The organism is Fundidesulfovibrio butyratiphilus (genome assembly GCF_054657235.1).
The window spans coordinates 1,429,966-1,441,678 of the sequence record NZ_BAAHXA010000001.1 but is presented as its reverse complement, the minus strand read 5'-3'; the positions used below and the strand labels follow the sequence as shown (position 1 = coordinate 1,441,678).

Sequence of the window (11,713 nt, the reverse complement as noted above, 5' to 3'; positions counted from 1 at the left end):
AGAACAAAAACCCCCTTTTTGACCGGATAACGGAAGAAAGCCAATTTTGTATATTCCAATGGAGGCCAACGCGTCGGATTTCGTGAGCCCGTTCGGTCGGTTGTCGAAAAGGAAAAACGGTCCGGCCTGGGGCGATTGCCGGCGTGCGACACGTTCAACCTGGGACCGTCGCTTCCCCGAGAGCCGGAGAGTCGGATTGGGGGCGTGGACAGACGTGGGACACCCTGTATTTCCACGCGATGTCACGGATCGGGGGCAAAAGGACGGGGGCGGCGGCCAGTCTGCGGGCGCGGTTGCAAATTTGAAAAAAGCTTTCGTCTTCAGGCTGTTGCGTCGCGTCGGATGGTTTCCAGCCCGCATGCGCCCAGCAGCATGTCGAGCAGGACGCCGGCGCAATGGAACCCGGCGTATTTCCCGGCGGCTTTGGCGGAACGGAGGTCGTAGGTCTGGTGGTTTTCCAGATAGCGTTCCAGGGCTTGCGCCGCGGCCTGGGTCGAATGGCCCGCGATGAGGGTGTAGCCGCATCCGGCCAGGGCCGCCTCCCTGGCCAGGGAGGTGCGGTCCGCCACCACCAGGGGCACGCCGCAGGCGATGGCCTCCACCACGATCTGGGACGAGCGGTCCACGTACTTGGCCGGATCGTAGGGCAGGAGCAGGGCGTCGAAACTTTCTATGAGTTCGAGAAAGGAGTCGCCGGTCAGGCATCCTTCGAGGAGCCGCACCGCTTGGCCGTGTCGAGACAGCTTGCGTCGGAAGGCGTTGGTGGCGGTGGCGCATCCCAGCTGGATGGTGAAGCGCAGCCCGGGGTGCTTGGGCAGCACCAGGTTGATGATGTCGGGCAGTTTTTCCACGCCTTGTTCGCAGCGCCCTTCGCCCACGAAGCCGATGTGCAGGCAGCGGTCGGGGTCGGCCAGGCGTGCCGAGCGGTCCCCGGGGCCGCGTTGCAGGGGCACGGGATAGACGGGGCAGGGCTTTTCGGCAACCCGTTCGATCTGGCGGGCGATCAAGTCGTTGCTGGCCCCCACGTGGGCCTTGGCCTGGCCGACAAGGGGCTTGAGGGCCAGGCGAAAGGTTTGGAGCGCCAAGGCCTTGTAGGTTTCGCGCACGTGCTCGAACCCGTGGTTCTGAAAAACAAGGACCAGATGGGGGCGACAGTCCTCGGGCAGGCCCAGGTACCATGCCGCCACCCCCAGGGCGGTCTTGGGCTGGGCCGTATGCACGAGCACGATGTCCGAGGGGGAGACCGCGGGGGGGGGCAACTCCAGGCGTAGGCAATGGGTGGTGAGCTCCGCGCAGATGAGAAAGTCTTCCAGAAAGGCGCACTGATCGTCTGTCGAATAGGGGACGTAGGGCGAGGTGGTGAGCACGGGCTTGGCGCGCAAGGCGTCCACCACGTTGGGGTCGCAGTCGTGATGCACGTAGAACTCGCAGGGCAGGCCGATCTTGAGGCATTCGAGCAGCAGCCCGAAATTGTAGGGAAAATGATGGCCGTGCGGAAACCGCATGCCGTGGTCGAGCACGATCAGGCGCGAACGAAAGCCCCCTGCGTCGCCCAGGCGCAGGTCGGAGGGCAGGGGCTCGTCGCTGAGCGGTCGGTTGTTTGGCATGTCGTCGAGGGTCAGTGACGCGGCGGGAGCGGTGGCGTCCATGCGGTCATCCTTTCGCGGCCTGGACCGGGGAGTGGGCAAAGCGCGGACAAGGCGATGCGGTTGAGGCGTTTTCGGGGCGGTCCGCGCCGGGGCGGGCGGGGGAGGGGGCGCGGCGTTGTTCCAGGGCGGCGGCCCTGGCATGACAGAGGGCCGCCTGGTCGGGTCGGCCCAGGGCGTCGAGCGTTTCGCCCAGGCGGCGGCAGAGGGCGGCGTCGGCAGGATCGGCCTGCACGGCGCGGGCCAGCAGGCCCACGGCCGCGTCGAGTTCGCCGGCCCTGGTCGCTTCGTCGGCCAGGAGCGACAGGGTTTCGGATTCGCGAACGGGCGCTCGCCCGGCCGAGGCCGCCGGATCACGTGGCGCTTGGGCGGCCGGGGCGTGTTCCGAACGCGCCTGGTCGGCCAGGCGTCTGAGCTTTCGGGTGCCGTCGCTTTCGGCCAGATAGCCGTCCAGGTTCGCGCCGGCGTAGCGGGCCAACCGCCCCCGGCGCCCCAGGGCGGCCAGGGGCGATCCTTCGATTTCCGCCGTGCCGGAAACCTGCCAACTGTCGAGCGGCAGGGACTTTCTGTACCGCACGGTGTCGGCCCTCTGGGCGTCGGTCTCGCCGGGCAGGCCCACGGTGAAGGTGCCATGCACGGTGAAACCCAGGGATTTGAGGTGAAACGTTACCTCGCGGGCCAATTCCAGGTTCAAATTCTTGCCCACGATGTTGTCGATCACCCACTGGTTGCCACTTTCGAAGCCGATCTTCACCCCGAAGCAACCGCTTTCGCGCATGAGTCGCCACACGGGCCGGGAGATGGTGTCCGCCCGGCACATGGCCGACCAGGGCAGGCCGATTTTGCCCATGACGGCGCACATGGCCTCCACGTGGTCGTCGCCCAGGTTGAAGGTGTCGTCGTCGAAATAGATGCTTTCGTACCGGTAGCGCTTGACGATCTGTCCCAGAAAATCGGCCATGCGTTCGGGGCTGTATCGTCTGACCGAGCGCACTCCCGAGCCGTCGGGGTCGTTGCCGGTCATGACCGCCGGCCAGACGCAGAAGATGCAGCGAAACGGACAGCCGCGCGAGCTCAGCACCTGGGCCTGGGGAAAAACCTGCCCCTTGGGGTTGGCGTCCCAGTAGCGGTGGGCGTGCAGAGGGTCGAGGTAGGGGTGGGGCGCGTTTTCGAACTCCTCGGGGGTGAGCAGGTCGTGGGGATGCAGTCCCCCTTGACCGCTCAGGGCCTTGACGCATCCCTTTTCGTATTCTCCCTGGATGACCGCGAAAAGGGGGTGTTCGTCCAGCAGGGCTTGGCCCAGACAGGCGATGGGACCGGCGAGCAGGATCTTCGTGCGCGGCTGGCGGGCGTGAAGGCGTCGGATCAGGGCCTGGTCGTGGGGCCAACTCGGGGAAGCCGACTCGATGACGATGCAGTCGAAGTCTTCCTGGCGCAAGAAGGCGAAAAACGATTCGTAGGATTCGCGAAGCGCCAGCGAGTCGCGGAACGCCACGCGCGCCTGGGTGTGTCGGGCCGCGTATGTCGCGGCGGCGCCGAGAAAGAAGGGGTAGGGCAGATAGTCGCCGAAACGGGGACGATCCGGCCTGGACCGCACGGCCAGGGTGAAGGGCCAGCGCGATCCGGCGCGAACCCCGGCCACGGCCGGACCGGCGGAGGACGTGTCCTCCCACCAGGGGGGATTGCTGAACAGAACTTTCATGGCGGTCGCTTTGCCCGGTCATTGTTGCCGACTGGTTGAAAAAGCAAGCAATGTGCCATGGCCGACGGGCTTTGGTCTGTGCCTCGGGGAAAAGCGGCGAGCCCGGGGGATACGGACGTTGCCGTGCGGTCGGACGGGGGGAACGTTTGCAGAAAACCGGTCGGCGGGCGGTCGAAATTTCGACCGCCCGCCGTTTTGCGCGAAGGCAACGACGCCTCCGCGTCCGATTGTCGCGGTTTTCGTCGGCTCTTTGACGTCAGCGCGTTGTCACGCGCTCTTGCGGAGCGTTTCGTCGTGGTAGGCGCGAAAGGCGGCCACACCGGCCTTGCCCATGTAGCGTTCCAGCATCCTGGAGTCGGTGTTCATCAGGTCCACCACGACCAGGCCATCCAGGGCGTCGCTGAAGTCCTTGTCCACGTTGAAGGCCAGGAGCTTGCCGCCCATCTTGAGATACTGGCGCATGAGTACCGGCAGGCCGGACTTGTCCGGCTCCAGGTCGCTGACCAGTTCGGAGAGGCTTTCCGCGTCCTGGCACAGGGTGCGGGCCGCCCCGCCCAGCCAGCGGCCGCCGCGCAGGGGTTTGCGCGGCCGCACCAGGCGGGAGAGGGCGGGCAGTTCGCCCAACCCTTCGAAATAGCGGGCGATGAGTTGGCGCGAGGAAAGCTGGTACTGCCCGGTCACGCTCACCGGTCCAAAGAGCGTGCGATACCGGGGCTGCCTGGCCACCACGGCGCCGATGCCCTTCCAGAGCAGAAGCAGGGCGTTGTAGCTTCTTTGGTATTCGGGACGCACAAAGGACCGGCCCATCTCCAGGGCGGGACCGAGTTCGCGCAGGAAGGCGCCCTTGAGCCGAAACAGGGTGGACACGTAGAGCCCGCCCGATCCCAGCCGGTTCACGATTTCGTCGGTACGTCCCAGGCGATAGGCGCCGACCACCTCGCTCGTGCGTCGATTCCAGAGAAACAAGTGGGAATAGTGATGGTCGAACGCGTCCAGGTCGCAGGCCTTGCCCGTGCCTTCTCCCACCTTGCGAAACGACAGCTCGCGCAGACGGCCGATTTCGCGCAACACCAGGGGAATCTGCCCGGCCGAGGCCTCGAACACGCTGTATTCGCCATTTTCCAAAAGCAGGCAGGCGGCGGGCAGGGCGGCGACCTCGGCGGCCAGCAGCCCGGGAGCCGTCGGAGCAATGAGCGACTCCCGGCGCGTGCGGCCCACGACGGGAAGCCAGCGGCGCAGGCGGGATTTGGACGGCGCGCGTCCGAGCATCTCCACACGCAGGCGCAGGCGCTGGCTGACGGCGTCATCGTCCAGTCCGGCCAGCTTGGCGGCGGGAATGGGCGCGCCGATGCGCACATCCAGGGTCTTTTTGGCCTTGTTGACGAACTCGCGGGGCAAGAGCGCGGTGCGCAGCCTGGGATGGATGAGCCCCGCCAGATGGAACATGGGACCGTTGTTTCCGTGGAAATGCACCGGCACCACGGTGGCCCCGGTCTTGCGGATGAGCCGGGCCACGTTGGGGCTCCAGGGCGCGTCGGCCACCCGTCCCCGGCGCAGGTCGAAGGAAGCCACTTCGCCGGCGGGGAAAGCCCCGAGCAGTCCGCCGGAACGCAGCCAGCCCAGGCTCTGCTTGAGGGGCGCGATGTTGGTGCGCGTGGCCCCGGACCCGCCGAAGGGGTTGACCAGGATAAAGAGGTTGGCCAGTTCCCCGATGCGTCCAAGCAGGGAGTTGGCCAGTATTTTCACGTCCGGACGCACCCCCAGCAGCATGTCGGCCAGGATGACGCCTTCCACCCCGCCGAAGGGATGGTTGGCGACCACGACCACGGGGCCGGTTTTGGGAATGCGTTCCAATTCAAGGGGGCTGACGCGCACCCCCAGGGAGTAGATGCGCATGACCTCGCGCAGAAAATCCCGGCCTGTGCATTCCGGGGCGATGTTCTGGTAGCGTCGGTCGAGGCCGTCCAGGGCGAGCAGCCTGGAAACGGGTTTGGTCACGGCCTGGAGCACGGCCTTGGCCAGCACGTTCTTTGTGGGAGGTCTCAAGGCGAAGACTTGGCTTCTTTGCGGATTGTTCACGACGCCCTCCTCGCAAGCGATGTCTGATTCGAGGAAATAGCCGGGCCATGTCGCCGTGGAGTGAAGGATGTGTGACCGTTTTGGGAGTGGAAACGGCGCCACCCGCGTTCAGGCGCTTGGCGCACGGGGTACGGGAGGAGCGGGTGAACAATGCCCGGCCAGGGAGCGGACAATCACATTCGAAACGGACTCCGTGTGCGTGAAGAGCTGACGTGCGTGAAGCGGCGTGGCCAGAAAGGCGCGGCACGGGGCTGTCCAGCACGGGGGCGAGCGCCGCGGTGCTCCGCCCGGTCAGATTTGACCGGGCGGAGCGGGTGGTGCCGTTTGCAAAGAGGGAGGCGTGCCGAGGAGCTGCGGAAACCTGCCGCGTTTTCGCAGCTCGCAGGCGCTGTAGCAGCCCGTTGAAACAGTCGCTTCTTGCAGCCTGTTCAAAAAACTAGCTGGCAAGGCCCGAGAAAAAGTCAATTCTGATGCGGAGTTGGCATCCGTTGAGGGTTTGCTTGTTTTTCGCAGCAACGCAGCCAGCAAGAATCTTTCAACAGGCTGTTAGAGGATAAACGGGGCGATGGCGATGATGAGAGAGAGAATCTTGGAAAAAGCCTCGATATATTTTTCGGCACTTTCCAGATTCGACTTGTTTCGCTTGAGTCGCTCCGTTTCCGCTTCCAGGTCGCGTATCGCCTGTTTGACCTTGCTGTCGCTTTCGCTCAGCCTTTTGTAAAGGCGATCCACATACTTCGTGTGGATTTGGACCTGGATCGCAATCAATTTGTTCACCTCGTCCTGAGTCGTGCATTTCGACAGGGCGAGCGGCAACGCAAGTGTTGTTTCTATGTCGGCCTGGCTCAAGGCGGTAAGCGATTCAGAGGTAAGATCAGTCATGTGTTCCTCCTCGGTTGAATATTACACGGTGCGTGCAGTTGCTAGCTTGTTGTCTTGGATTCGCTTAAGATTTTTACAAATTGTTGAAGGTTTGCGGCCAACGCATTGATAGCGGCGAGATTGAGCGTCTTGCCGGAATTGAACTCTTCGTGGGCGGTAATGAGTTGCTGCAAAAGATCGAGGCAGGTGTTATAGCTGTCATCAATTGATGCGAGTTTTCTCGCAGAGAGAAACTCGAGTGCCGCTCTGATACCATTTTGCATCATTTCCTTTTGTAAACCAACGGGCTTGAAGTCCTTCTTGAGAGTGAAGTAGTTGTCGCATATGAGATCGTTCAAGAGAGGGCTGCAATCAAGCGCTCCGATTTCGAAGAGCGATTGCGTCGCGGCATACCGCTTCGCCGCAAAAACCTTTGCCGCAGTGACATATTCTTCCCTGACGTTCTTGTCTGAAAGCAGGGTGTGCATGGCCTTCAATATTGTAACGATACGTCTGCTTGAAGCCTTGATCTGCATGAGCTGTATCTCGGATGCAAGCAGTCCTCCAGCGAAGGATCCGGCCTTGATAGCCGTGTCTGTGAACGGAACTTCCTTTTTGATAAGTGTTGCATACAGATTCACTGAGGTCATCGCGCCTTCGGTTGCCGTCTGGAACTGCGTTGACGCATCGTAAGCGCACAGTGCGGTGAACGCCGTATACGTTTCGCCAAGCTTATCGAATACGGCGGCCCGTTGCGCAAGTTCCTTGTAGGAGGCCGCAAGCTTCTCTATGTCTTTATCGACATCCGCTCTCGTGGCGGTGTTTGTTGATTGGCCGTAGAGGAACTTGATGCTGACTTCCGTCTTGTTGAATTCGTCGGCAGTTACGAGGATTGCATTTTTTGCTTGCAGTGTAGAGGTTTTCCCCGTGGCCCCCATGTTTGCCGCGGCGGTGATCCTGCTTGACGCGCACCCGGACAAGGTGGCGGCAAGAAGGCAGGCGACAAGAAGGACACCTTTCAGTTTAATGTGATACTTGCTTTGTGATTTCATCGGCTTAACCTCCTCCTGTGTGTGCGTCTTCAAGATGTCGAGGCCTGGCTCCCTTGTCAAAATGACGGCGCGTTGGACGATTTGTTCGATCGCGTTGGGCCCTGTGCTATAGCGTCTCCCCTGTCAGTGGGCATGGTCATGAATATTTGTCTGAAATGACTCTGTTTTCTTTCGCCAACTCAATTGGTTCGTTTTACTTGTTAGAGTATTTCATCACTAGTCGGTAAATTTTGTTTTTGTCAATATTGATTTCAAATACTGCGTTGAAATGTGTTGCCAGGCACGATAGTTCGCGTGGTATTGCACTGGAATTCCAAGGAATAAATACTCCATCACGAATAGTGTGAGTTTCGGTATCTCTGATTCGTTCAGAAGTTGTTTTCTATAGAATCTGGAGGGTCCGTGACGAAGGGGGGAGTATTGTGTGTCCTTGTCGGGAACATGCGAAACGACCAGCCTCATCAGTCCGTTGGAACAGGCGATTTATGCAGCCTGTTCAAAACATTTGCTGGCAAGGCGCGCAAAAGAGTCACGCTCGAAGGGGAGTTGGCATCCGTTGAGGGGTTGCGTTTTTCGCAGCAACTCAGCCAGCAAGAGGATAGTTCAACAGGCTGTCATGAGCGGTCGGGGAGGCAACGCGTCTACGCGGCGGCACCGGGTGGGAAGGATCGCGGGGAGAATTGCCGCGGGCGCGGCGTCGGGCTACCCCCCGGTCTTGTGATCGAGTTTGGCCTTGTAGGCCAGCACGCCGTCGGCGATGCCTTCGGCGAGTTTTTCCAGGTAGGGGCGGGAGTTGAGTTTTTCCGCTTCGGCGGGGTTGGTGATATAGCCCACCTCGACGAGCACGGCGGGCATGTTGGCCCCCATGAGCACGTAGAAGGGGGCTTCATGCAGGCCCCGGTCGCGCTGGAGGCCGTTCTTTTTGGCCTCGGTGACCGCGCCCTGATGGGTGGAGCGGGCGAAATCGCGCGATTCCTTGAGTCGCGAGGTGAGCATGAGATCGGCCAGCAAGTCGCGCATGTCCGAGATGCGTTTGGGGTCCACGGCGTTTTCTCTGGCCGCCACGCGGACTTCCTCGGCCGTGGTGGCCAGGTTGAGGGAATAGGTCTCCAGCCCGTGGGCGGTGGGGTCGGGGCTGGCGTTGCAGTGGATGGAAAGAAAAAGATCCGCTTTCCTGGCGTTGGCCATGCCCGTGCGGTTTTCCAGGGGCACGAACCGGTCGGCCGTACGCGTGTAGAGCACGGTGATTCCGGCTCGGGACAGGCGATCGCCCACCATTTTGGCCAGGCGCAACACCACGTTTTTTTCCCTGAGTCCATTCTTGCCCTGGGCGCCGGGGTCCTTGCCGCCATGGCCCGCGTCCACCATCACGGTGCTCACGGTCAGGCCCAACTGCTCCACAAGCTTCTTGGCCATCTTGCGGCAGGCCGGGGGCAGCTTGTAGCGCGGGTTGGCGGCCCGCTTTTTCTCGGCCTGGGCGCAGACCTCCGCCTGGGCGGCTTCGGCCTTGTCCTCGGCTTCCTGTTTGGCGGGGCTTTGTCCCTTGGACCTGCGGCTCCGCTTGGACGTGGAGGCGGCCTTGGTCTCCTCCCCCTGCACATCCACCACCACGCGAAACGGGTCCTGCAGGGTGAAGACCTTCCAGGAACGCAGGTTTTCCACCTCCACCACCACCCGGATCACTCCGGGCTTGAAGGGCGACACGCGCACCCGGCGCATCAGGCCCGAGGAGACCTTCAGGTTCGAAGGCACCCGGGGCGAGAGGCGGCTGTCCTCAATGTCCACGTAGATGCGGCGCACGTTGCCCGATTTGGGGTCCGGCGGCAGCAATTGGTAGTGGTACGGCGTTTCGCCGGAAAGGCTGACCACTATGCGCGAATAATCTTTCCCCGAGACCTGTTCCACCCGTTTTATCAGGGTCAACGCGGAGAGGGCTTTTCGCTGGTCCTGGTCCGCGGGAGGGGAAGCTTTCGTGCGTGGGCTCTTCGTTTTGGACGCGTTGCGTGTGTTGGAGGGCGCGCGCGTGCGCGATTTCTTGTCGCTGGGTTCCTTTTTGTCCGCCTTTTTGCGTTCTGATTTCTTGTTGCTCGATTTCTTGGTCGAGGACTTGCCGTTGCGCGCTCGTTTCGATTTGGTCTGATCGCTGGACGATGCCGAAACCGCCTGTTCGGCGCGCCCCAGGAGCAGGCACGCCGTCAGGCAGATACAGAGAAAAACCAGCAGACCTTGGCGCACGGCTACTCCACGGTGACGCTTTTGGCCAGGTTGCGGGGCTGGTCCACGTCCTTGCCCAGATAGTCGGCCATTTCGTAGGCGAAGAGTTGGAGCGCCGGCAACATGAGGAAGGTGTTCATGGGGCCGAACACGCTGGGAATCTCCCAGGGGTGGTCGACCCGCAGGTCCAGCCCGGCGTTGGTCAGGGCGATGATCTTGCCGCCCCTGGCCTGGACTTCTTCGAGGTTGGACTTCACCTTGGGGAAGAGTTCGTCCCCGGGGGCCAGGGCGAAGGTGGGGAATTTGGGGTCGATAAGCGCGATGGGACCGTGCTTCATCTCGCCGGAAGCGTAGCCCTCGGCGTGGATATAGCTGATTTCCTTGAGTTTGAGCGCGCCTTCCAGGGCCAGGGGATAGGCCGGTCCGCGCCCCAGGTAGAGAAAGCTGCGCGCTTCGGAGTAGGTGCGCGCCAGCTCGGCCGCCTTGACCCGCATGCGCGGCAGTTCGGCCGCCAGAATGTCGGGCAGACGCAACAGGGCGCGCACGCATTCGGACTGGACGCCGGCTTCAAGCACGCCTTTTTGCTGTCCCCAATGCAGGGCGAGCAGGGTCAGAAGCGCCAGTTGCGAGCACATGGCCTTGGTGGAGGCCACGGAAATTTCCGGTCCGGCCTGGGTGTAGATCACCTGGTCGCAGTCGCGCGACACCGTGGAGCCCACCACGTTGCACAGGCCGATGACCCGTGCTCCGCGCTGGCGGGCCAGCTTGATGCCGGCCAACGTGTCGGCCGTTTCCCCGGACTGGGAAATGACCAGGACCGTGTCGTCCGGCCCCAGGATGGGGTCGCGGTAGCGCAGTTCCGAGGCGATTTCCACCCGGGTGGGAATCTTGGCCCAGGATTCCAGCAGGTACATCCCCCACAGCCCGGCGTGGTAGGAGGTGCCGCAGGCCACGATATGCAGGCGCTGGGGAGCGGGTGTGCCTTCCAGTTCGGGCAGCCTGGCCCGCATGGAAGTCGAATCCACGCGCCCGGTCAGGCAGTCGGTGATGACCCGGGGCTGTTCGAAGATTTCCTTGAGCATGAAATGCTTGTAGCCGCCCTTTTGCGCCGCCTGCACGTCCCAGGTGATGTGCTGCACGGTCTTTTCGATGGGGGCCAGGGTGGCGGTGTTCATGACTTGCCAGGAATTGGCGTCGATGCGCACCATTTCGCCGTCTTCGAGAAAGACCACTTCGCGGGTGTAGGGCAGAAAGGCCGGAATGTCCGAAGCGAGGAAGTTTTCTCCCACCCCGCAGCCGAGCACCAGGGGCGAAGCCTGGCGCGCGCCGTACAGCACGCCCGGATGGTCCAGGGAAATCACGCACACCGCGTAGGAGCCTTCCACTCGCCCCAGGGCCTTGGAGATGGCCTGGTCGAGCTTGTCCCCGGCCTCCAGATTCTTGCCGATCAGGTGGGCCAGCACTTCGGTATCGGTCTCGGAGGCGAAGGGGACGCCCTGGGCCTTGAGTTCGTCGCGCAGTTCCTGATAATTTTCGATGATGCCGTTGTGGATTACGGCCAAGCGCCCGCGCCAGTCCTTGTGGGGGTGGGCGTTGCGTTCAACGGGCAGGCCGTGGGTGGCCCAGCGGGTGTGCCCCATGCCGGTGGTGGGCGTGTAGGCGGGAAGGGTGGCCAGTTTGTTTTCCAGATTGACGAGTTTTCCTTCGCTGCGAACCACGGTCAGTTCGCGCTGCTGGACAAAGGCCAAACCGGCCGAATCGTAACCGCGATATTCCAGGCGTTTGAGGCCTTCGATAAGTACGGGGACAGCCGGACGATGTCCGCTGTAGCCGATGATGCCGCACATGCAGGGGTCCTTTGGTTGCAGGATTGACGGTCCGTATCCGGGGCAGTTTCCGAAAAAGGCGGCGTGTGTCAAGTTATCAAATGTTTAGACGGCGCGGGGAGGGGAAGAAATGCCTCCGGCGGTTCGAGGGGGCACCGCCTCGGATCGCCCCGGTTGCCTGCGGGAAGCCGATGTCGGCGCGAAAATCTGGTCCGGCGCGGGGGCGCGGGGAAAAAACAGGGCCTGTCTCTGCGTCCGGCTCGTTCCTGCGCCTTGCGGACCCATTCGGGGAGCCGGGGGGAATTCGTTCCCTCCCGGCCTCCGGAGGCTTCT

At 62.5% G+C, this 11,713-nt stretch carries 7 protein-coding genes; all 7 read right to left on the bottom strand.

Annotation, left to right across the window (positions count from 1 at the left end; genetic code table 11):
- Positions 1 to 320: 320 nt before the first annotated feature.
- The 7 genes from ACYQ01_RS06815 to glmS all read right to left on the bottom strand — a co-directional run bounded on the left by ACYQ01_RS06815 (position 321) and on the right by glmS (position 11,401).
- Positions 321 to 1,649: a glycosyltransferase family protein gene (locus ACYQ01_RS06815; protein ID WP_459933078.1), complete on the bottom strand. Its 1,329-nt coding sequence runs from the start codon at positions 1,647 to 1,649 to the stop codon at positions 321 to 323.
- 4 nt (positions 1,650 to 1,653) lie between these two features.
- Positions 1,654 to 3,348 carry a B12-binding domain-containing radical SAM protein gene (locus ACYQ01_RS06810; RefSeq protein ID WP_459933077.1) on the bottom strand — a complete coding sequence of 565 codons (1,695 nt, stop codon included), beginning with the start codon at positions 3,346 to 3,348 and terminating at the stop codon, positions 1,654 to 1,656.
- Positions 3,349 to 3,615: 267 nt separating this feature from the next.
- The gene (locus tag ACYQ01_RS06805) at positions 3,616 to 5,427 is read right to left on the bottom strand and encodes a bifunctional lysophospholipid acyltransferase family protein/GNAT family N-acetyltransferase (protein ID WP_459933076.1); all 1,812 of its coding nucleotides are present in this window, start codon (positions 5,425 to 5,427) and stop codon (positions 3,616 to 3,618) included.
- A gap of 546 nt (positions 5,428 to 5,973) precedes the next feature.
- A complete protein-coding gene (locus ACYQ01_RS06800; RefSeq protein ID WP_459933075.1) occupies positions 5,974 to 6,309 on the bottom strand; it encodes a hypothetical protein in 336 nt (111 codons plus the stop codon).
- Between the two features lie 41 nt (positions 6,310 to 6,350).
- The gene (locus tag ACYQ01_RS06795; protein WP_459933074.1) at positions 6,351 to 7,340 is read right to left on the bottom strand and encodes a hypothetical protein; all 990 of its coding nucleotides are present in this window, start codon (positions 7,338 to 7,340) and stop codon (positions 6,351 to 6,353) included.
- A 702-nt stretch (positions 7,341 to 8,042) separates the two neighbouring features.
- Positions 8,043 to 9,575, bottom strand: a complete 1,533-nt coding sequence (locus ACYQ01_RS06790) for an N-acetylmuramoyl-L-alanine amidase (protein WP_459933073.1) — start codon at positions 9,573 to 9,575, stop codon at positions 8,043 to 8,045.
- A gap of 2 nt (positions 9,576 to 9,577) precedes the next feature.
- Positions 9,578 to 11,401 carry a glutamine--fructose-6-phosphate transaminase (isomerizing) gene (gene glmS, locus ACYQ01_RS06785; protein WP_459933072.1) on the bottom strand — a complete coding sequence of 608 codons (1,824 nt, stop codon included), beginning with the start codon at positions 11,399 to 11,401 and terminating at the stop codon, positions 9,578 to 9,580.
- Positions 11,402 to 11,713 lie beyond the last annotated feature (312 nt).

What these genes read in the sequence shown, in the direction of transcription:
- glmS (WP_459933072.1), bottom strand. Translation starts at nt 11,401, where the DNA reads ATGTGCGGCATCATCGGCTACAGCGGACATCGTCCGGCTGTCCCCGTA.
- ACYQ01_RS06800 (WP_459933075.1), bottom strand. Translation starts at nt 6,309, where the DNA reads ATGACTGATCTTACCTCTGAATCGCTTACCGCCTTGAGCCAGGCCGAC.
- ACYQ01_RS06815 (WP_459933078.1), bottom strand. Translation starts at nt 1,649, where the DNA reads ATGGACGCCACCGCTCCCGCCGCGTCACTGACCCTCGACGACATGCCA.
- ACYQ01_RS06810 (WP_459933077.1), bottom strand. Translation starts at nt 3,348, where the DNA reads ATGAAAGTTCTGTTCAGCAATCCCCCCTGGTGGGAGGACACGTCCTCC.
- ACYQ01_RS06795 (WP_459933074.1), bottom strand. Translation starts at nt 7,340, where the DNA reads ATGAAATCACAAAGCAAGTATCACATTAAACTGAAAGGTGTCCTTCTT.